Annotated in this window: 19 protein-coding genes; 12 read left to right on the top strand and 7 right to left on the bottom strand. The window is 40.3% G+C overall.

What is annotated here, in order from left to right:
- The first annotated feature begins 30 nt into the window (after positions 1–30).
- The 8 genes from ACSLUK_RS10145 to ACSLUK_RS10110 all read left to right on the top strand — a co-directional run bounded on the left by ACSLUK_RS10145 (position 31) and on the right by ACSLUK_RS10110 (position 8,905).
- The gene (locus tag ACSLUK_RS10145) at positions 31–744 is read left to right on the top strand and encodes an ABC transporter ATP-binding protein (protein WP_448548455.1); all 714 of its coding nucleotides are present in this window, start codon (positions 31–33) and stop codon (positions 742–744) included.
- Positions 745–753: 9 nt separating this feature from the next.
- The gene (locus ACSLUK_RS10140; protein ID WP_448548454.1) at positions 754–2,070 is read left to right on the top strand and encodes an ABC transporter permease; all 1,317 of its coding nucleotides are present in this window, start codon (positions 754–756) and stop codon (positions 2,068–2,070) included.
- A 10-nt stretch (positions 2,071–2,080) separates the two neighbouring features.
- Positions 2,081–3,286 carry an ABC transporter permease gene (locus ACSLUK_RS10135; protein ID WP_448548453.1) on the top strand — a complete coding sequence of 402 codons (1,206 nt, stop codon included), beginning with the start codon at positions 2,081–2,083 and terminating at the stop codon, positions 3,284–3,286.
- A gap of 170 nt (positions 3,287–3,456) precedes the next feature.
- Positions 3,457–4,815, top strand: a complete 1,359-nt coding sequence (locus tag ACSLUK_RS10130; protein ID WP_448548452.1) for a sigma-54-dependent transcriptional regulator — start codon at positions 3,457–3,459, stop codon at positions 4,813–4,815.
- A complete protein-coding gene (locus ACSLUK_RS10125; RefSeq protein WP_448548451.1) occupies positions 4,815–6,128 on the top strand; it encodes a sensor histidine kinase in 1,314 nt (437 codons plus the stop codon). The genes ACSLUK_RS10130 and ACSLUK_RS10125 overlap by 1 nt, the downstream gene beginning before the upstream one ends.
- 120 nt (positions 6,129–6,248) lie before the next feature.
- Positions 6,249–6,674 carry an energy transducer TonB gene (locus tag ACSLUK_RS10120; RefSeq protein ID WP_448548450.1) on the top strand — a complete coding sequence of 142 codons (426 nt, stop codon included), beginning with the start codon at positions 6,249–6,251 and terminating at the stop codon, positions 6,672–6,674.
- Between the two features lie 157 nt (positions 6,675–6,831).
- Positions 6,832–7,671: an N-acyl homoserine lactonase family protein gene (locus ACSLUK_RS10115; RefSeq protein WP_448548449.1), complete on the top strand. Its 840-nt coding sequence runs from the start codon at positions 6,832–6,834 to the stop codon at positions 7,669–7,671.
- A 22-nt stretch (positions 7,672–7,693) separates the two neighbouring features.
- A complete protein-coding gene (locus ACSLUK_RS10110) occupies positions 7,694–8,905 on the top strand; it encodes a beta-propeller fold lactonase family protein (protein ID WP_448548448.1) in 1,212 nt (403 codons plus the stop codon).
- An 80-nt stretch (positions 8,906–8,985) separates the two neighbouring features.
- Here ACSLUK_RS10110 and ACSLUK_RS10105 read toward each other — a convergent pair whose 3' ends face one another.
- From ACSLUK_RS10105 to mutY, 4 genes are all read right to left on the bottom strand, one after another.
- Positions 8,986–9,954, bottom strand: a complete 969-nt coding sequence (locus tag ACSLUK_RS10105; protein ID WP_448548470.1) for a dihydrodipicolinate synthase family protein — start codon at positions 9,952–9,954, stop codon at positions 8,986–8,988.
- Positions 9,955–10,408: 454 nt separating this feature from the next.
- Positions 10,409–11,407, bottom strand: a complete 999-nt coding sequence (locus ACSLUK_RS10100) for an HD domain-containing phosphohydrolase (RefSeq protein ID WP_448548447.1) — start codon at positions 11,405–11,407, stop codon at positions 10,409–10,411.
- Positions 11,404–14,733 (bottom strand): MHYT domain-containing protein, encoded by a 3,330-nt coding sequence (locus tag ACSLUK_RS10095; RefSeq protein WP_448548446.1) that lies wholly within the window; start codon positions 14,731–14,733, stop codon positions 11,404–11,406. The genes ACSLUK_RS10100 and ACSLUK_RS10095 overlap by 4 nt, the downstream gene beginning before the upstream one ends.
- A gap of 166 nt (positions 14,734–14,899) precedes the next feature.
- Positions 14,900–16,066 (bottom strand): A/G-specific adenine glycosylase, encoded by a 1,167-nt coding sequence (gene mutY / locus ACSLUK_RS10090; RefSeq protein ID WP_448548469.1) that lies wholly within the window; start codon positions 16,064–16,066, stop codon positions 14,900–14,902.
- Positions 16,067–16,200: 134 nt separating this feature from the next.
- On the opposite strand from mutY, the gene ACSLUK_RS10085 reads away from it, so the two are divergent.
- On the top strand, positions 16,201–16,539 hold the full coding sequence (locus ACSLUK_RS10085; RefSeq protein WP_448548445.1) for a 50S ribosome-binding protein YggL: 339 nt from the start codon (positions 16,201–16,203) through the stop codon (positions 16,537–16,539).
- A gap of 146 nt (positions 16,540–16,685) precedes the next feature.
- The gene (gene trmB, locus ACSLUK_RS10080) at positions 16,686–17,408 is read left to right on the top strand and encodes a tRNA (guanosine(46)-N7)-methyltransferase TrmB (RefSeq protein WP_448548444.1); all 723 of its coding nucleotides are present in this window, start codon (positions 16,686–16,688) and stop codon (positions 17,406–17,408) included.
- A 65-nt stretch (positions 17,409–17,473) separates the two neighbouring features.
- On the opposite strand, the gene ACSLUK_RS10075 is transcribed toward trmB, so the two are convergent.
- Positions 17,474–17,854, bottom strand: a complete 381-nt coding sequence (locus ACSLUK_RS10075; protein ID WP_448548443.1) for a hypothetical protein — start codon at positions 17,852–17,854, stop codon at positions 17,474–17,476.
- 162 nt (positions 17,855–18,016) lie between these two features.
- Here ACSLUK_RS10075 and ACSLUK_RS10070 point away from each other — a divergent pair, with 162 nt between their 5' ends.
- Positions 18,017–18,727 (top strand): transporter substrate-binding domain-containing protein, encoded by a 711-nt coding sequence (locus tag ACSLUK_RS10070; RefSeq protein WP_448548442.1) that lies wholly within the window; start codon positions 18,017–18,019, stop codon positions 18,725–18,727.
- On the opposite strand, the gene ACSLUK_RS10065 is transcribed toward ACSLUK_RS10070, so the two are convergent.
- Together ACSLUK_RS10065 and ACSLUK_RS10060 are read right to left on the bottom strand one after the other, a co-directional pair.
- Positions 18,724–19,206 (bottom strand): methylated-DNA--[protein]-cysteine S-methyltransferase, encoded by a 483-nt coding sequence (locus ACSLUK_RS10065; protein ID WP_448548441.1) that lies wholly within the window; start codon positions 19,204–19,206, stop codon positions 18,724–18,726. The two genes, ACSLUK_RS10070 and ACSLUK_RS10065, sit on opposite strands and share 4 nt — an antisense overlap.
- 37 nt (positions 19,207–19,243) lie before the next feature.
- Entirely contained in the window at positions 19,244–20,671 is a 1,428-nt protein-coding gene (locus tag ACSLUK_RS10060; RefSeq protein ID WP_448548440.1) for a DNA-3-methyladenine glycosylase 2 family protein, read from the bottom strand.
- 195 nt (positions 20,672–20,866) lie between these two features.
- On the opposite strand from ACSLUK_RS10060, the gene elbB reads away from it, so the two are divergent.
- Positions 20,867–21,526, top strand: coding sequence for an isoprenoid biosynthesis glyoxalase ElbB (gene elbB / locus ACSLUK_RS10055; protein ID WP_448548439.1), 660 nt, complete (start codon positions 20,867–20,869; stop codon positions 21,524–21,526).
- The last annotated feature ends 393 nt before the right edge of the window (positions 21,527–21,919 follow it).

Below are 21,919 nucleotides of genomic sequence, written 5' to 3'. Positions count from 1 at the left end.
AGTAAAGAATTAAGGGAAAGGGGAATAATTATGTTACGCATGAAAGGTATAAATAAAATCTATCGTACAGATCTAGTTGAAACACACGCATTGAGAGAAATGGACCTGAACGTTGCAGAGGGTGAGTTTGTTTCGGTAACAGGGCCTTCGGGTTCAGGAAAAACAACATTCTTAAATATTGCTGGATTGTTAGAGAACATAACAAGTGGTGAATATGAATTAGATGGTCAAAGTGTTGTAGGTATGAATGACAAGCAATTGTCAAAACTGAGAAACGAGAAAATAGGTTTTATTTTCCAAGGTTTTAATCTAATTCCAGACCTTAATTTATTCGAAAATGTTGATGTGCCATTGCGATATCGTGGCTTTAGCGGTGCAGAGCGCAAACGTCGTATTGAAAATGCCTTGGAGCAAGTTGGCTTAGCGGCACGTATGAAGCACTTACCTTCGCAACTGTCTGGTGGTCAACAGCAACGTGTAGCGATTGCTAGAGCACTTGCCGGCGAACCTAGATTCTTACTTGCCGATGAGCCTACAGGGAATTTAGACAGCCTAATGGCAAGGCAAGTAATGGAGTTACTTGAAAAAATTAACAAGCAAGGGACCACCATCGTTATGGTAACTCATGACCCTGAACTTGCACGCCGTGCGCACCGCAATATTCAAATCGTCGACGGTCAAGTATGTGACTTCAAAATGTACCAAGGTGGTAGTGTGCTTGCTGATGAAGCAGTTAATGCTTAATAGGAGTTGATGATGTTTATTTATTATTTACAGCTGGCGACTAAAAGCCTTAAAAAGACAATGCCAAGTACCGTACTGATGATTTTGGCAATCGCATGTGGAATTGGCATTTCAATGACAGCATTAACGCTTAATCATGTACGTGGTAGTAATCCAATCCCTGAAAAAGCAGAGCAACTATATTCATTGCAATTGCAATCTTCAGGCAAGGATAGCACTTGGATGATGTCTGATAATATGCCTGTGCAGGTTACTTATCAGGATGCGATTAACATCATGAAAAGCAATCCGAATATACGTCATACAGGAATGTACAAAACGGGGTTCGCAGTACGTTCAATGGATCCTGAGTTTGCCCCTATGTTGTATTCGGCGCGTGTAACTAATCATCACTTTTTTGCCATGTTCAATGTCGAATTTCTTTATGGTGGAGCTTGGTCAGAAGGTGTCGATTTAAACCCTGATTATCAAGTAGTGATTAGCGACAAATTAAACCAAAAGCTCTTTGGTCGTGGAGATAACACTGGTAAGAACATTTTACTTGATAACAAGACATATCGCATCGTAGGTATCACAAAGGAGTGGTCTCCAGCACCTAAATTTTATGATCTGAATAACGGTTCATTCCAAAATGCAGAGCAAATATTTATTCCGCTTTCTTTGGCGCCGGTAGAAGAGTTTCCAAGTTGGGGTAACAACAATGGCTGGAAGCAAGAGCCGGTCAATAGTTTTAAAGAAAAAATGCAATCAGAAACTATGTGGTTCCAATACTGGGTTGAGTTGAACTCTTTGCAGGAAAAAGAAGAATTTGAGCTATATATTGCAGGATATATTGCAGATCAGAAGAAATTGGCACGCTTTGAACGAGATGATGCTCGTGGTGTACTTAAAAATGTTAATCAATGGCTAGAATACATAAATGTTGTGGGTAACGATAGCAATGTATTAGTAGGTGTTAGCTTTATGTTTCTTGCGGTATGTTTGGTAAATACAATCGGTTTATTACTTGCGAAGTTTCTAAAAAGTGCGCCAGAAGTTGGTGTACGTAGAGCGCTTGGTGCTACCAAAGAGCAGGTATTTATTCAGCATTTGGTTGAAGTTGGTTTGTTAGGATTAATTGGCGGTGTAGTTGGTTTGATATTTGCGAATATCGGTTTATCTATCTTACGCAGTCAATTCGATGGTTATGACGTTATCGCAACGATGGATTGGGTCATGTTAGCTGCCGCACCTGTTATCGCGATAACCGCAACAGTGCTAGCTGGTGTGTATCCTGCTTGGCGAGTATGTAAAACATTACCGTCAGTCTATTTGAAAACGCAATAAGGAGCTGAGCATGTTACAAATTAGTCCAATATTTAATGCCATGATGCGTAATAAAAGCAGTGTCATGTTAATCATTATTCAAATAGCCCTGACTGTTGCGATTGTCAGTAATGCTTCGTATATCATTACTGAGCGGATTCAACATATGCAACGTGAAACGGGGTTACCAGAAGAGCAACTGATAGCCTTCAATATGTTTTTCTTTGACAGTGATGTAGACATAACAGAGCAATTAGCGTTAGACGCTATTAAACTTCGTGAATTACCTGGAGTCATTAACGCGACTGCAGCTAACCAAGTTCCGTTGTCTGGCAATGGTGATTCATGGTCGTTTCGTGACAAATACGAAGTTGATGGTGCCAAAGATGGTGGAGCTACTGTATTTTACGGAGACGAAAATTTGGTGGATGTACTAGGTATCAATATATCGCGTGGCCGTAGCTTTACGAACGATGAAGTTATATATGAAAGAGATGGTATCCGAACACCTAGCGTAATTATTGTGACGCAAGCTATGGCTGACTACTATTTTCCGGATCAAGACGCATTAGGGAAAACAATCTATAACATGGATAACCCATTGCAAATTGTAGGTATAATTGACCAAATGCAAGGTCCATGGCTGAGTTCGGCAATGGTTGAACGAAGCGCTATTATGCCTTTGGTTACAGCGCCTACATTTAAGCGCTTTATCATTCGTGCTGAACCAAACGCAGTGGATAGAATTGTCACAGAAATTGAAGATGTTTTACTTGGACTCGAAAATCGACGTGTAGTACAGGTAGCGCAGACTTTGGTGGACATGAAAGCTGACTCTTATCAGGCCGACAGATTGATGACTGGAATGTTGGTAGTGATAATTTCAATTCTTGTTTTTATCACAACTTTGGGAATTTCTGGTATGGCAGTATTTAATGTGAATCGTCGCCGTAAGCAAATTGGCACCAGAAGGGCACTTGGTGCAAGCAAGGCCAATATTCTGAGCTATTTCATGACGGAAAGTGCGATATTCTCTGGCATTGGTATTGTGATCGGTGTTGCGTTGGCATTTGTATTGAACAATTTCTTGATGGACTATATGTCGTCATCTGCGCTATCGGTGAGTTTTATCGTAGGGACAATTGTCGGGGTTGTTGTTATTAGCCAAATAGCGGTGTTTATTCCTGCGCGTAAGGCTGCCAGCATTTCTCCTGCGATTGCTACGCGCTCAGTGTAAGAGTAATAATATCGCTTAAGGTTGAACAAGAAGAAGAGCTATTAGCTCTTCTTTTTATTTTCAATAAGTTATAGCTTTTCTTCGTGGCTTGCTCTACCTGCCTACATAGCATAGAGTAACGCACAGAAAATAAGGCTGAATAGCTAATAAGAATGAAGTGAAATCTACCTATGGAAAAGATCCTTGTCGTTGATGACAATCAATCTGTTTGTCGCGCGCTTACCATTTTACTGGAATTACATGACTTTGAGGTTGTGTGCTGCAATTCACCAAAAGAAGCCTACAACATTGTAATGTATCAGCGTATTTCGTTGGTTATTCTCGACATGAATTTTACCGAAGACACTACCAGTGGCGAAGAGGGCGAAGAAGCTTTTTATCAGTTAAGGAGTTTGCAGCCAGATCTTCCGGTAATTTTGCTTACCGCATGGACAGAGTTAACCAAAGCGGTTGATTTAGTTAAAAATGGTGCAGCCGATTATCTGGCTAAGCCTTGGGATGATAATAAGCTGGTTGTCACTATAAAAAATCTGGTCGAGATAAGTGATCTTAACCAGAAAAATGCAGTGCTTGCGAGACAAAACAGAGAACGAAATTGTGCAAATGCTGGCGCTAACTTGTGTGGTTTAGTATTCGCGAGTACAGCCATGCAAAGGCTGATCGATATGAGCATACAAGTCGCTAAGTCAGATGTTTCTGTGTTAGTGACTGGCCCAAATGGTGCGGGTAAAGAACGCATTGCCGACATTATTCACGCTAATTCTACACGACACAACAAGCCTTTTATCAAAGTCAATGTCGGTGCATTGCCCGCTGATCTAATGGAAGCCGAGCTATTTGGTGCTGAAGCCGGTGCGTATACAGGTGCAACCAAGCAACGCATTGGACGGTTTGAAGCGGCAAATGGCGGCACATTGTTTTTAGATGAAATTGGTAATTTGCCTCTTTCTGGGCAGGTTAAATTGCTCCGTGTGTTACAAACGGGAGAGTTTGAACGTTTAGGAAGCCATCAAACGATTAAAGTGGACGTGCGGGTCGTTAGTGCAACTAATGCAGATTTGAAAGCTGATATTTCTAGCGGCGCATTTCGTGAAGATCTTTATTATCGATTGAACGTCATTGAATTGAATTTACCGCCGCTTAATCAACGTACTGATGATATTGCACCATTGATAAACCATTTTACTCAATCAAACAAACCGCTTTCTAAAATGGCTGAACAAGCGTTGTTAAATCATGCATGGCCGGGAAATGTGCGAGAGTTAGAAAATGCCTGCCAACGCGCTATGCTATTTGCAAAAGATGAAGAATGGCAGCCTGAAGATTTTGGACTGAGTGCAAGCCATGACTCATCTAGTCCAATTGTAGCCAACTCCTCGTTCGTATTATCGCAAGATGACCTAAGTAAAGAAGCAATAGAAGAATGTATCAGCGAAAATGGTGGTGTTATTAGTAGGGCGGCTAAGCAACTAGGGTTGAGCCGTCAGGCGCTTTATCGTCGTATGGAAAAATATGGGATAGATAAGTAATGTTGCAATCAGTTAGAGCTAGGCTAATTGGCATTACCGTTATTGTTAACTTACTCAGTAATTTAGTTATTTTCGAATTACTTGGTGGTGACGATTATCTTCTTTTGACTCTTGTGAGCATTTTTACTGCTGCTTTTTGCCTCGCGATTACTTGGTTCGGCTACGCGTATTTGTCTGAACGGTTTCAAGCGCTTGAAATTGGCTTGCTGAACTTTAAAGATAATGAATTTTCGTCGGTGATAAATGAAGAAGGAAATGACGAGTTTTCGAAATTATGCGCTTTGTTCAATTCAGTTTCAGCTAGCTTACGTGCCGAGAAGCAAAGCATTTATCAACGTGAACTCTTACTAGACAAAGTGATTGAAAGCTCGCCTATTGTTATGTTCCTGGTCGATGATGATGGCTATTTTGTCTATTCAAATAGTGCAAGCCGCCATTTGTTGTTTTCAGGAAAAAAGCTTGAAGGTCATCAATTTTCTGACGTAGTAAAGCGTTGGCCAGAGAGTTTGCAGCAAGCAATTAGCAAGCAAAGAGACAGCTTATTTAGCATTGAAAAAGACAAAGACAGTGAAACTTGGCACTTATCTACTGGCCGCTTTGTTTTAAATAGCCGTAGCCACACGCTATATTTGTTAAAGCAAATGACAAAAGAGTTGAATCGTCAAGAAGTAGAAGTGTGGAAAAAGGTCATCCGAGTGATCAGTCATGAACTTAATAACTCCCTTGCGCCAATTTCCTCTGTGTCGCATTCTGGCAATATGATTGCCGAGAAAATTGGCAATGACAAACTGGCATTAATATTCGACACCATTAAAGAACGTGTTGAGCATCTTAATACCTTTATTTCTGGTTATGCAAAATTTGCAAAACTGCCTATTCCAGTTATTGCTCAAGCGAGTTGGGGTGATTTCATTAGCAAGTTGCAGCAGCAAGTACAATTTAAAATATTAGGTACACTACCTGAGAAAGTCGCATATTTTGATTTGGCGCAGCTTGAGCAAGTCATGATAAATTTGCTCAAAAATGCCCATGAATCAGGTAGTTCACCGGAAGAGGTTGAATTACAAGTCTCCGAAAATCTATATGGCTTTGAAATTGTCGTACTGGATCGGGGGACGGGGATGTCAGAACAAGTGCTAAAAAATGCATTAGTCCCATTTTATTCGACTAAACAAACAGGAACAGGGTTAGGGCTAGCGTTGTGTCGTGAAATCATTGAAGCACACGAAGGAAGAATTGCTATTCATAATCGCCAATCTGGAGGGCTGGAGGTAACCTTATTCTTGCCGCACATTCATTCTGATACTGGTTAATGTCACGTTTGATTATTTTTATAAAAATGTTAAGTTTGGGCGTTGGACAAATATAAGGAACAGTTAACTTATTCATCGACAGTGAAAACTTCATGTTTAAATTAAATCAAGGAGAGAATTTTGAACAAAAGCTTATTTTTATTCATTGCGTTATTTATTACGGCGTGCGCAACAACTAAAGAATCAATTACGCCACAAAAATTAGTCGATTTATCAAAACCAGAACAGCAAGAGTTACTTGCCCAATTTTGGATGCCTAAGGTAAAAGTTGAACCTAAATACCCTTCTAAAGCAAAACGAAGAGGCGAGTCTAGATGTTTGGATATCGTGTTTTCAATCGATAACGAAGGTAAAACACGCGGATACACTGTAAGAAATGCTGTGCCAAATGATGAATTCGTTAAAAATGCTGCTAGAGCTATCGCACATTGGCGCTGGCAAGTGAGCAAAACCAATCCTAAGAGGGTGGCGGTGATCACGTCAACACAAATAAATTTTATTGCAGAGCCTGAACCTAGAGTAGACATATTTGGCAAGTGTGTGTGATTGCCAAGCGTACAGTGTAATTGATGCGTTGTAGCATCAATGTGACGTGCTTTTTTGTATGACGATCGAAAAAGTGATTAATTTTTGTTTTTCATATTTTACGTAATGCTCATTAACATTAAGCACGTATTTAATAATCAGGAAGTTTATTCGTAAAATGAAATTAACTAAATATCTGCTATTGGCAACAAGTTTACTTACCATATCAGTCTATGGCGCGCTTTCTGAAGTCAAAGAACCTTTGAGACTCTATGCTTTAAATTGTGGCACGATTGATGTGTCCGATATGCGTGATTTGTCGGACAATGGCCAATACGATGGTGAATCAGTAAGTTTAGTAAATCCCTGTTTTCTAATTCGACACGAAAAGGGGGATTTAATATGGGATACCGGCCATATAGATTCATTGGCAGAGAGTTCAAATGGCCAAATAAGTGGTGTATGGCATAGCAAAATGCAAGTTAAGCTAGAACAGCAATTGGCTCAATTACAACTTGAACCTAAAGACATCGAATATCTTGCGTTGTCGCATATCCACCCAGATCACTCAGGGAATGCGAACCTATTTTCTCACTCAACTTTTTTGGTAAATACACAAGAGCGTGCATACATGTTTTCTGACAAAATTAAATCATATTTTGGCAGCTATTATGCAGAACTAGAGAGCGCCAAAACAATTACATTCGAAAACGAATATGATGTATTTGGTGATGACAGCGTTGTGATAACAACACTGCCGGGACATACGCCGGGTAGTTCAGTGCTATTGGTTAGATTGGCAGAAACTGGGAATGTCTTGCTAACTGGTGATTTGTACGTACACGCTAAAGGCAGAGAGCTGAATACAATGCATAGGTACAATACCGACAAAGCAGAAACCCTAAAATCCAGAGCAAAATTCGAAGCATTGGCGAAAAAAGAGAATGCTCGTATTATTATTCAGCACGAAAAATCAGACTTTGAATCGTTGCCTAGCTTCCCTAGTTACTTGAACTAATTGAGCAAATAAGGGTTTGGTTGTGAAAATAATCAAAAGTTTATTAGCAGTGTGCTGTTGCGCTATCTTGCTGGTGTGTAATGCAAGTTTCGCAACAGAAGACTTGCTAGAGTTACGTTATACGATATCTGATAGTGATAAAAATATTGATGGGCTTGATAACCCAAGAATGGCGAAGTTTTCTCCTGATGGTTCAACGTTATTTGTTGTTAGCGGTGATGATAATTCTTTAGCAATATTTGATGTACACGCTAACGATTCTTTAGCGCTAAAACATATTTATAAAAACAAAGCATTTCCACAATATAGACTGGAAGGCGCTTCAGATGTTGCGGTACTGAACGACGGGACAAAGGTATTAGCAACGAGCTTTTATGATGGCGCTCTATCCGTATTTAGTAAAAATAAAGCGGGCGAATATCAGTTTTCTCAATCAATTAGCGATAATTTGTCTGCTGAACGCGTGTTTATCAGCAAAGAATCTATCGGAAAGCTAGATACTTTAGGCTTACTTGGAGCGTGGGAAGTCGCTAAATCGTCCGATGGACGGCAAGTGTTTGTTGCCAGCTATATGAGCAATACTATTGTTCTTTTCAAAGTTACAGCTGATGGCGAAGTTCAATTCGATAGAGCTATAACATCGGATTTTAGTAGTGACATTGATCTCGGTAATCCGGTAAGTATTGTTTATTCAACGGCTAAGTCCGAATTAATTGTTGCAGGGTTTGAAAAGCATAAAATTACCGTTTTATCTCAATTACCCTCTGGAAAATATGTTGTAAAGCAGCAGATAGAAAATGACAAAGTTGGCGTAAAAAATTTATTAAACCCTCAAAAAATGATTTTGTCTGATGATGGAAGCTTCTTATATGTGGTAAGTTCAGGGAGCAATGCTATTGTAGCCTTTAAGCGTATCAATGGGCAGTTTGAGTACTTGCAATCTATTACAAACGCCGATATTGGTTCAGGGTTGGCGGGCGCTGGTAGTCTCGCTATCTCGAAGGAGCAACAGTACTTGTTTGCTGCTGGTGAAAGTGATTTAGGCTTACTTATATTTGATATTGCTAATGACGGCCAGCTTTCGTTCAATCATAAGTTCACAGGTGATGCTGACAACATGCTTGGCGGAATTTCGTCTATCAACCTTTCATCAAATAGTGGAAAACTTGTATTAACGATGGCCGCAAAGGATACGCTTCACATTCTTGCGCTCAAAGAAAAAAAAGCTCCGTAAAATGGAGCTTTCTCTTTTTGAAACTTTGACCCGTCCTAAATAAGTGTCAACCTATATCAGGACAACACACTTTGAAAGGATCAGTCTATTAAACCTAAAAGTTCAAGCCTTTCTTTTGCTAGAGTATATCTAGCGCGGACATCATCAATTTGCTGTTGAGTTAATTTCTTACCCAAGGTACGAAGCCCTCCGGCATCATCATTATGGTGAACTCCAAAAGCAAACTTAAGATATTCCAAAAGCAACGGTTGAGCATCAAGATATGATATGGAATTCATAGCCTGAGAAATTTTGTTTGCCTCAGCCCACTCTCCATTATTAACATACTCCTGCATAGTTACGCTTGCTTTGGGAAATATACAACCTACACCTGTAATTCCACCGCACGCTCCAGCAAGTCCTGCATGTACAGTTACAGTATCAACACCTGCCAATATTCTTAAATCTTTGTTCTCTAGCATCAGCGTTTCTATAACTGAAACATCTGTAGTCGATATTTTGAGAGCAGTCACTTCAGGTAGAGCAGCAAGTCTTTTAAGAATATCTGTTGAAAGTGCATGATACCCGGCTGCATCTGGGTTGTTATAAGGCATAATTGTTACGCCTGCTTCTTTTGCTGCGGTTGCAGAAAGCTTATAGTACGCATACATTTCTTCATCAGAAGGAGCTTCCTTAGTTTTTGGTGGCATCACCATTACTGTATCTACTCCAACCGTCGCTAGTTCTTTAACGATTTTGGCAAGCTCTTCTTTAGTTTCTGCCGCAGCACCACTGATTAATGGCACATTGAATTCTTTAGCTACAACAGAAAGGGCTTTAAGTAAAGAAAGACGCTGTTCAGAGCTTAGGTAGCTATTCTCACCTAGAGTACCAGAGCCGACAAGTCCACCCATTCTGCTGCCACCTTTTCCTTGAACTCTTAAAATATCTGCAGCGTATTTTTGTGTTGCATCAAAGTCAATTTCAAGGGCACCAGATTCTGACTCTTTAAGCCATGTAAATACGGCTGGCATAACCGTATATCGCCAATCTGTACTAATTTTTTCCATCATGTTTCCTATTATCAAAACAGTATTGTATACATTATACCAAATAAAATTCATAAGTTAAATTGTCTTTTATACTTAGGAGGTCTAAACCCTCCCGTACGGTATATCGAAGGCAATGATAACGGTCAAAAATGCGAGCAATATCATGTAGGAAGTCGCCTTATTTGTAACGAGCCCATATTAGTACTTTTTATTTAGCTGAATAGTAAATTAGTTTTCTTTGTTTCATAGCAACGTACTCCTTGTTTGAGGATAGTGTTGCATCGACCAAAAGTTGTCACCCAAGAATGAAAAGTTAAGCAGTATCTCTTCGATCAATCAGTCGAATGATGGTAAGTACTTAGTTGTTACTTCTTCGAAAGAGGATAAAGTTCACCTAATTAAGTTCAATTAAATAACGTAAGCTCAGCAGTATGTTTTGTAGTAGATACATAAATTGTGATGGCGTCTATAATTACTCGTCATCAAGCCAACGTCCTTTGATGGTGAGTATTTCGTCTAAACTTTCTTCAAGTAGCTTGACCAATTTGGGGTCAAAATGTTTGCCACTTTGATCGCGCATAAAATCCATGGTTTTTTCTATGGTCCAAGCTTCTTTATACGGACGTTTGCTCGTGAGAGCATCGAATACGTCGGCTATCGCTACTATTCGTCCTTCTAGGGGGATATTATCGCCTTTTAGACCATGTGGATAACCTGTACCATCCCATTTTTCGTGGTGGGTGAGGGCAACTGATTTAGCCAGCCTTAGTAATTCAGAGTCAACTTCACCGATTATCTCCGCACCTATTTCTGGGTGTTGTTTCATAATGTTGAATTCGGCATCTGTAAGCTTTCCGGGCTTAAGCATTATGTGATCAGGAATACCTATTTTACCTAAATCATGCATAGGGGCTGCGTGCAGTAGGTCATCAGCCTGTTTTTCTGAAAGACCATACGCGAGTGCCAGTACTTTTGAGTAGTGACTCATGCGCATAACATGAGCGCCAGTTTCATTGTCTTTGTATTCAGCAGCACGTCCAAGTCTTTGTATGACTTGAAGTCGAGTTATCCTTAAGTCATCGGCAATAGCCAACGATAAATGTGTTTTCACTCTTGCACGCACAATCGCTGGAGAAATCGGTTTAGTAATATAATCAACACCTCCCGCTTCAAACCCTTCTGTTTCGTCTTGCTCGTCGTTAAGTGCGGTGATAAAAATTACTGGGACGTGTTTAAGTTCAGCGTTTAATTTGAGCGCTTGGCATACTTCAAACCCTGTTTTTCCTGGCATCATTACATCAAGCAATATCAATGAAGGAAGCTCGGTTTCTGCCAAACGTAGCGCTTCATCACCATTTTTTGCGAACACTAAGTGGTAGTCGTTTTGAAGAATATGTTTAAGCACACGAAGGTTTGCTGGTTCATCGTCCACGAGAAGTAGTGTTTGTTTATTGTTGGCACTTAAGTTCATACTTCGTCCACTTGGTTGTTCAATTGTTCAAGTATCGCTTGTAAAGCAGTTTTCGCTTTTGCAAATTCGAAATCATCCAAGGATTGCATGACTTCTTCTACTAATTCAGTATATGAATGAATTCTTAGTTTTTCTAAAGCGCCAAGATCATATTCGTCGTACGTGTGGTGAGAAACAGCTGATATGAGTGATTGAATATGAGATCTCATTTCTTCAACATCTATCTCGGGTTGCTGAGAAGGTGATGGATTAGGTTGTCTATCAACTACCGCCACAAGTTCTTTGACAGCATTCGACAGTTGAAGAGTTAAGGGGCGAATTTTATCTACAGGCGTCGTTTCAAGTTGCGCAAACAATTGTTGAAGTGTTGCTAGGGCTAGATTGCCAGTTACGCCCTTGAGTGCGTGCGCTAATTTCGATAGTTCGCTAGTATTGTTAGTGTCTGCAATTAACTTAAGTTGTTCACAGTAGCTTGGCCATTGCCTTGTAAATTTCCTTATCTCCTCGAAATATCGCTCTTTACTCCCCCAGATTTTTTCACCTTTGTTTGCGTTGACTAATGTTGGTGTTAGATCAGTTGAATCGGCATGCGTGAGTGCATTCGTGTTTTGCTCCGTTACGCCAAAGCCTAACACTCTGGCAATTTCTGCCATTAAAGCACTAACATCAATTGGCTTATAGGCAAAGCCATCCATGCCTGATTCCTGCGCAGCTATTTTGTCTTGTTTAAGTACGCTTGCTGTTAATGCAATAATTGGCATTCGTTTCAGGTTCTTGCTGTTCTCTAGTTCTCTTCTTAATCGAGTTGCTTCGAAACCATCCATTACCGGCATTTGTAAGTCCATCAGAACAAGGTCTATAGGCTCCTTTGCCATAATATCAAGCGCAGCCTGGCCATCTGTGGCGGTTAATACCTGATGTCCACCTCTAGTGAATATCGCTTCAATTAGCTCACGGTTTTGTGGAAAGTCGTCAACAACCAAGAGGGTGAGCTTGGGTAATTCAAAATCGCATTTGGCTTGAATTGTGTTTTGTTCTTCTTGGCTTAGTTTAAGTGGTATTTTAAAGGAAAAGGTACTGCCTTTATTTGGTTCACTTCGTGCGGAAATATCACCACCCATCAATTCTACGAGCTGTTTGCTTATTGTTGTACCAAGTCCCGTTCCACCATAGATGCGGCTCATCGTCTCATCTGCCTGAGTAAAGGCATCAAATACCTGCGCCAGTTGCTTATCAGTCATACCGATACCAGAATCTGAAACTTCGAACGTAACCCAATTTGCTTGTTTAGAAAAAATTCTAACTTTAACAAAACCTTGTTTGGTGAATTTAATCGCATTGCCGACTAAGTTTGTTAGCACTTGATTGATTCTTTCTGGAGCGCCTTGAAAATGGCTGGGTAATTCCGTATCTATCTCTACGGTTAAATCGAGTTTTTTCGCTTTTGCTTGCAACCCTAAAGTTGAGACTACTGAATCGACTTCGTTGGTTAGACAAAATGTGCGTAGCTCCAAGGCTAGCTTTCCTTTGTCTAATTTTGCACTGTCTAAAATGTCGTTTAGAAGATGGAGTAACGACTTAGCAGACTGATTTATGGTTGATACTTGCTTGGCTTGCTCTTCGTTTAGTGGAGAGTCTAGTAAGAGATCGCTAAACCCAATAATTGAATTCATCGGCGTTCTGATTTCGTGGCTCATGTTAGCTAAGAAGGCAGAGCGGGCTGCAGCTGCTTGCTCAGCTTTTTCTTTCGCTAACACAATATCTTGTTCCATCACTTTTCGTTCAGTGATGTCCATGATGAATCCATCAAGCCATACTTCACCGCTAATTTCATTTTCAATGTAATTACCATGTTCAAACAGCCAACGAATTTCTCCATCTCTTCTGATTATACGGTATTCCAGTGAAAAGCTAGGTGGTTGAACTAAGGCCTCAATAGTTGCTAGATCGTCTGGATGATAAAGCTCGGAAAAGTATCGTTTAGGCGTTGGCAATTCAAATTCTTTAGATTCATAACCTGTTATCTGTTCTACTGCTTCACTTATGTATACCATTGGCCAGCCTGCTTCATCTTTGCAGCGATAAGCTATACCGGGGATATTGCTAATGAGTGAGCGGAATTTGGCTTCATTTTCTTTTAAAGCTCGTTCCATTTCCTGTCGTGTTGTCAGATCCGAAATAAAGCCAACGAAAAAATCGCGTTCATCTTGGCGCACGTGTCCAATACTCAGCTTGACAGGGACAAGGTGACCATTTTTGTGAAGCGCATTAACTTCTCTGCCAATGCCGATGATCTTAGCTTCTTTTGTTTGCAAGTAGCGCGTTATATAGCCGTCGTGTTCTGCGTGAAATGCTTCAGGCATAACTATTTTGACGTTATTGCCTATTAGCTCATTTGGCGTCCATCCGAGGATTCCTTCAACCGCTTTGTTTGCCCCACCAATGATACCTTTTTCGTCAATTGCGATAATGCCATCGACCGCAGTGTTCATCATTGCTGTTACACGATCTTCATTGGCTTTTGCCTGTGCGGTGCTGTCTTTATACTTGTATAGAAGGTTAACGATTAAGACGATGGTAATAATAAATACTGTAGTAACTGTTACCCCCATTGCCAAATAGAGTGAAATTTCTGCTGGCTGTTCTGAAAGCTCTAGTCCAGGAGGCCTAACAAATCTTGCTGCTGCCATTCCCGTATAATGCATACCAGAGATAGCAAACCCCATGATTGAGCCAGCCACTATATTGCTTTGAATTGGCGAAAGCGTGAGTTTTTTAACTTTTGTTAAACCAAATCGAATCCATAGCGAGAGCATCGCCAAACCTACGGCGATAAAAATGGATAGTAAGAATATAAATGGGTCGTATCTAAGTAAGGGAGCCATTTGCATTGCGGCCATCCCCATATAGTGCATAGTGCCAATACCTGCGCCTACTAATACACCACCAATGAATATTTGCGAAAACCGTATGCTAGGTTTGATTAATAAATTTAACGCTATCCATGAAGCGAGAATACTGGGAAGTAATGAAAATGCAGTGAGCCGCCATTCGTAATCTACTGCGGTACAAAGTTCAAATGCAAGCATTCCTATGAAATGCATTGACCAAACACCGCCACCTAATGCGATGCTACCTGTTAGCAATGTTATGTGCTTTCGCATAGGTGAGCGGCTAACCATTGCTTGATTAGCTACTTGAAACCCCATAAAAGAAGCGAAAATAGCGATAAGAATTGAAAGTGTTACAAGTGCTGGATCGTATTGACCGGAAATGAGAATGCTTTCTGAAGTATATTGAAAATAATTGGCTAAAAACTCATTCATGGGATTGAGCGACCTTATACTACTTAATTAGTTCTCTTAGTATCGGCTTAACAAAAGAATTTTTAAAGGAAAATTAATATCTTTTGTCTACTCAACTGGCCATGTGTAGAGTATATATATTCAATAAACTAGCCCATAAAAACTGCCTAATTAAGAATGTTTGTCTTTAGGCTAACGTGTTTATTTCTTCAATTATTTTACACGTAGAGGCTGCCAAGCCGATTTCGTTCGCTAAATTAAGCTCGAACCAGTCTGTTGTTTTAGGTAATTCTTGACTGGCTTGCGTATTGTTATCCTGATCTTTTCTAGTCAAGTAGCGAGGTTGGGAATTTTCAGCAATGAGGCTGGCTGTACTATCATCCACTCGCTGGCAATCAATCAATATTGGCGTTATGTCAAAGTGATAGTGGCTAAATGTATGTCGAAACTCTGTTAGCTGTGTACGGTTTAGCTCTGCTAATCCAAGCGTAGCAAGTAGTGGCGATATTTCATTTAGCGTTTGCGTTTCAAGAAAACACCACAGTCCTCCCCAAATACCACTCGGCGGGCGCTTTTCTAACAACACTTTATTCGCCACACGAGGAACCAACAAATAGGCTGATTTTTCTGGGGTTTTCTTTTTAGGTTTTTTCTGAGGAAACAAAGTTTGTTGCTCTGTTGCCTTTGCTAAGCAATTTTCTGCCACAGGACATTCACCACATAACGGCTTAGTACGAGTGCAAACTGTTGCACCTATATCCATCATTGCTTGGTTGTAAAACTCAACGCCTTTACTTGGCGTAAGTTTTTCGGCAATAGGCCACAGTGCTTTTTCAAATTTAGCTTGTGCATTGTGTCCTTCAACCAAATAGTAGCGAGCTAATACCCGCTTTACGTTGCCATCAAGAATGGCGTGAGGTTGCTTAAGTGACAAACTTAAAATTGCCCCCGCTGTTGAGCGACCAATTCCCGGCAATGCTATCACTTGCTCGATGTCTGTTGGAAATTCACCATTGTGGTTTTCAGAAATAATCTTAGCTGCTTTATGCAGATTTCTGGCGCGGGCGTAGTAACCTAGGCCTGTCCAGTGATGAAGTACAACATCCTCGTCTGCATTGGCTAAATCTGTAATCGTTGGAAAACTTTCCATAAAACGCAGATAAAATGGAATTACTGTTGCTACCTGTGTTTGTTGCAACATGATCTCAGAAATCCATACGCGATAGGGTGTTTTATTTTGCTGCCACGGCAAGTGTTTTCGGCCCTGCGCGTGGTACCAACTTAGTATTTGGTCGCCAAATTGCTGTGCTGATTGCTCGGTGATATGTGTGATAATTTGAGTTGAATTTGTCATAGCGGCGACAGTGTAACGAATGACTTGGCTAGAGACAATGATTGCTGCTCGGGATTTTTCTGGATAAAATTCGTTTTTATCACTATATTCTCGCCAATCATTTTTGCGCATTTAGCGCATGGAGACAAAACTAAATGAAAGTTGATGCAAAAAACCGTAATAGACGATTACGTAAAAAATTACGTGTAGATGAGTTTCAAGAATTAGGCTTTGACGTAGCATGGAAACTAAGTGATGACGTAGATGGTGAAGCTATTGATAATTTTATCGACAAGTTCTTCGATGAAGTTATCGACCCCAATGGCCTTGGTTTTGGTGGTGAAGGTGACACAATCTGGCATGGTTTGGTTTGTACACAGAACATTGGTAAATGTACTGACGAGCACCGTAAACAGGTAGAAGACTGGTTAAAAAACAATGGTGCAACTGCAGTATCTGTTAGTGAGTTGTACGATGTTTGGTGGGCAAACTAAGCCTGATACCAAGTTGATTAAATATTTAGTCATATTGGTATAACTGCACTTTTAGTGGAAAACTGTGCAAATATTTTTGGTTATTATTTGAGTTTATCAATTGAAACTTGGATAATACGCCGCCCGTTTTTATAGTAAGAATTGTTATGACCGAAAGAACCCATAAAACCATTGAACAAGCAGCGCAAGAAGGCAAATACATTCGTAAGGTCCGTAGTTTTGTGAAACGTGAAGGCCGATTAACGAAAGGACAAGCACGTGCATTGGAATTGTATTGGGATACCATGGGACTCAATCATGAAGATGGCATGATTGAGCCTGAAACGCTTTTCGGTAATAGTAACCCTATCGTGCTTGAAATTGGCTTTGGTATGGGTAAGTCATTGGTTGAAATGGCAAAAAATGCACCAGAATTAAACTTTATTGGTATTGAAGTTCACCGTCCTGGTGTTGGTGCATGTATCGCACTTGCACAAGAAGAAGGGGTTACCAACCTTAAAGTTTATGAGAATGATGCGATTGAAATTTTAGCTGATTGTATCCCCAACGATTGTTTGACTACAGTTCAGCTTTTCTTCCCTGATCCGTGGCACAAGAAGAAACATCATAAACGTCGCATCGTGCAACCTGAGTTTGTTGAAACGATCCGTCAAAAACTAAAAGTTGGTGGTGTTTTCCATATGGCAACTGACTGGGAAAACTACGCAGAATGCATGCTTGACGACATGAATGCTGCACAAGGTTACAAGAACTTATCAGAAACAGCTGATTATGTACCGCGCCCAGATTCAAGACCACTAACTAAATTTGAAAACCGTGGCCAACGTTTAGGGCATGGCGTGTGGGATATTCAGTTTACTAAGCTTTAAATTCGTACGGGGGTAGAGTCAAGAAAACTCTGCTCCCCACTTTGAATTTAAGCTAGTAAAACAGTTTATTGACTCTGATCCCTGATAGATTCAAAACTCTCTAAATCTGCCAAATAAGCCTGTTCTATATGGAATAGGTGCTGACAATGGCGAAATTTGTTGTTATCTATCAACCATTGTTTATCGATTACTTCAAACTTCAATGCCGCCTGCACTATACGACTCTTATACTGGCACCAGTAAAATTGTGCTGCTTGCTGGTGGCACTCATTATTGGGAAATAAATCACTTCGAGTCTGTTCAAGGTGATTATTTAGAGCTTCAATAACTTGTGGTTTTAGCTGGCCTTCTATCTCTCTTTTGAAGCGAGTAAATTGTTTGGCACGGTATAACTGCCATGCCATCCAGATTAATATTAAACTTGCGAGTAAGGCTAAAAATTCCACTAGGTACTTCTCAAATACTAAACTAGTTACATAGTAAATTAATCCATGGCAAAAGTGTACGGTATTGTCGTTATGAAGTGCAGGATTTCCTTTGTTACATTACACTTTCATAAAAGGGGCTAATTTATTTTTCATATGTTTGGAAATTGGTATCGCGCATTGGTGAATTTACATTCAGGCTTGATGATTGTTAGTGCGTTGATGCTAGGCAATATTGCACCTGCTAATGCGCATGAATATTTGAAATCAGCATCAGATAATATTACGCATATTATTCTGGGTACGACCAACGAACCTGAAAGTCCACTATTCCAAGAAGCCGAATTAATCCTCACAGAAGTTTTTCATGACCTTGGCTATACCTTTGAACTACAGTCGATCACGGGAGCTCGGAGTTTATTCTGGGCGAATAGCGGTAAAATTGACGGTGTTGCGTTTCGTGTGGCCAATCTCGATGCACAAGCTTATGGCAATTTGAAGCGGGTTGATACGCCAATTTTTACTATTTCCCAGTCAGTCATTAGTCGTCAGCCAATGGTCATTGATGGCTGGGCAAGCATGAGTGAATACGTAATCGCATATGAGCGTGGTACTATATTCATTGAAGAAAAATTAGATATGTTTAAAGATGCAATCATGGTGTCAACGAGTAGTCAGGCGCTAGGTATGGTGCAGTTAGAGCGTGCAGATGTGACGATACTCAATGAAAAAACAGCAAAAAAATTGTTTGATAAGAATGAATTACACCTATCAACGTTAGTCATTAATCAGCCGCCCATTACTCAGATTGTCTTGTATCCATATATCAACGAAATAAAGCACCCAGGGCTTGCCGATAGCATTGCCGAAGTGTTGGCGGCTAGAAACAATTAATCCTGAACATATGTCGCGTTTTCATGTTCAAGTAACGCAGCTTTAAACTCAACGCCACCTGCATAACCAGTTAATTTGTTGTTACTACCAATTACCCTGTGACAGGGAATAATTAGTGCAATTGGGTTCGCACCGTTTGCGCCGCCTACTGCGCGCACAGCTTTTGGGTTGTTTATATGTTTTGCTAACCAGCCATAACTGCGCGTTTCTCCGAATGGAATTTCTAACAGCGCCTGCCAAACTTGTTGCCTAAATGCGGTGCCTTCTGGAGCGAGTGGCAAATCAAATGATTTGCGCTTGCCAGTGAAGTATTCATCAAGCTGTTTGCTCACCTCTTTAAATAATTCTGGATTTTCTTGTTTCTCTATTGGTTCGACAATTGGAGCACTACCACGTTGAAATGCTAAAGCTGTTATCCCTTGCTCGTTTGCTGAGATGGCGATTTCGCCTAGCGGAGACTGATATCTAAAAAAGTACATATTAATTAACCTATTACAGCTTTCTATGGTGAATGAATTAAGCGTGAGCTAAAGATTGCCAGAGATAAATAGTGGCATAAGCGCGCCATGGCCGCCATTGTTCGGCAAGTTCGAGGATGTCTTTTTGTTTGGGTTTTTGTCCGTCAACTGTAAGTGCTTTGATTATACCGAGATCGGCACTCGGAAAAGCGTCTGGTTCGCTAAGTCCGCGCATCGCCAAATAATTTACTGTCCATGGGCCAATTCCCTTAATTTGGTTCAATGCCTTTTCAAGGCTAGGTAGATCCTGGTATGAAGCAAGACTGTTTGAATTTTTTTGCAAATACTCAAGCCAGTTCTTCAACGTGCTGATACGTGATTGCGTAAGTCCTATACCGTCAAACTCGGCATGTAATAATTGTGCTTGTGTAGGGAATATACGTGAAAGGTGATCGGGTAACTGCTCGTTCCTTACGCCATATTTTTCAGCTATTCTGGCGGCGAATGTTGTCGCTGCTTTAACAGATACTTGTTGTCCCAAAATTGCTCTAATTGAAAATTCAAAGATATCCCAACTTCCCGGCAATCGTAACCCCGGTGTTAACGCAATTTGCTTAGCGAGTTGTTTGTTCGTAGATAAAGTTTGGTGAATCAGTTGCATGTCGGCATCCAAATCGAACATTTTTCTAACACGCATAATGACTTTATTCAAATAGCTATAGTCACTAAGTTTTGTTTCAAGTACTAAAGCTTCTTTATTTGGATGATGTGAAACGCGCAACCAACCAACGCAGTCATTTATGGCAATGCTGCGTTGATAACAAGTCTCGTCAATGTGTTCCATTTGGCTAATTTGTCGGGACCTAAAAAAGCTTAACATAAGCGGCCAATCTAGTGGCGGACGATAACTTAATAGCAACGTTACACTATCGGATGATGATTCAGTTTTCGGTTTTCCTCGTAGTTCACTTGGGGTTGTATGGTATTGTGCTTTTATACTCTCGTTGAATCGCCTTAAACTTTGAAAACCAGCCGCATAACAAACATCGGTGATCGGCAACAGAGTTTGACAAAGTAATCTGTGTGCTAAAAGCAAACGTTGTTGCTGAAAGTATTGGCTAGGCGTGAGTCCATAGTGCTTTTTAAAATCTCTAAGCAGCTGACGTTCGCTAATGCCGTATTGGTTAGCAATGTCGCTTATCTTAGTGGTAGTGAAATTTGTGTTATGGGCAATCTGTCTAATACGATTCGGCGCGGCAATCATAGGGGCTTGTGTTGGAATGCAGCGCTTACAAGGGCGGTATCCAGCTTGTTGCGCTTGCTCTGCGGTCGCATAGTAGCGAACGTTCTCTGATTTTGGTTGGCGAGCTGGGCATACTGGCCGACAAAAGATACCCGTGCTTAAAACGGCAGTGTAAAACTTGCCGTCAAATCTGGCATCTCGGCTCAATCTCGCTTGTTCGCAAATCTCAGTGGATAAATTCATAATAATGCCACGTAATTGTTTAAGATATTCTACGATATTTTCGGCAACATTTAACCTGACTACTCGCGATAATCCGACACCAATAATAAAGAAAAATATCTAATTATGTATTTCATTTAATTTGGAACAGCATTCACAGTTGGCAAAAATCAATTAGAATATGTGCATTACAATCTATTCAAAAGGAAAAGGCAGATGAAAAATATTGCGGTGATATTGTCTGGTTGCGGTTATTTAGACGGTGCGGAAATTCGAGAAGCAGTGTTAACTTTGTTGGCTCTGGATACACAGGGCACCCAATATAAGATTTTCGCGTTAAATAAAGCGCAACACCATGTAGTAAACCACGTAAATGGTGAAGAAGTACCGGTTGCTACAAGAAATATTCTTGAAGAATCTGCACGTATAGCTCGTGGTGAGATAGCAGACTTAACTCAGCTAAATGTTGATAACTTTGACGCCCTAGTGTTGCCTGGTGGTTTTGGCGTAGCTAAGAATATGTGTAGTTTTGCCTTTGATGGTACCAATGCCAATGTTGATGAGTTAGTATTAGATGCTGTAACTGCATTCAAGAAAGCGAGTAAACCAATAGGTGCTATTTGTATTTCGCCTGCCTTAATCGCGCTATCAGTAGGTAAGTCTTCACCAACCCTGACTATAGGTAAAGACGAAGGCACAGCACAAGCGTTAGAACAGCTTGGCGCTAAACATAAAAACTGTGAGACCAATGATTGTGTTGTTGATGAGCAACATAAAATCGTAACTACACCTGCCTATATGGACGGCAATGCCAAGCTCTCAGACGTTTTTGCTGGAATTTCTAAACTTGTCAGCGAGATTATTCGACTGGTTTAGTTATCTATAGGTAAACAACTTAAAGTACTCTAAAGCTTTTTTTTTTGGAGTACTTTTTTAGTCCCTCCAAACATTCTTTTCGTATTAAAAACGCATTACATTCCGCTTATAAAACTAAACATAGATGTTTTCTATTTATCATAGTGTTTTAGCATTTTCTCTTAATTTTCAGCGTGTTTTTAAAAATCAGTCAGTGTATTTTAATTATTCGTCAGTGTTTTTTAGTATTGCGTAAGCAATTATTGAATGTCAGTCATATAGTGCATTAATCGATAATAAAAATAATCTGTCATTCGGTCGCAATTTCGTGACTCGTTAGCACAAAAATGTGTCATGGTTGTGATGTATAAAATAGCAATGTTTAATACAACAACGCCAAGGCGGCGCACAGCG

It is taken from the genome of Thalassotalea fusca, from assembly GCF_053485835.1.
This window is presented reverse-complemented; position numbering and strand designations above follow the sequence as displayed.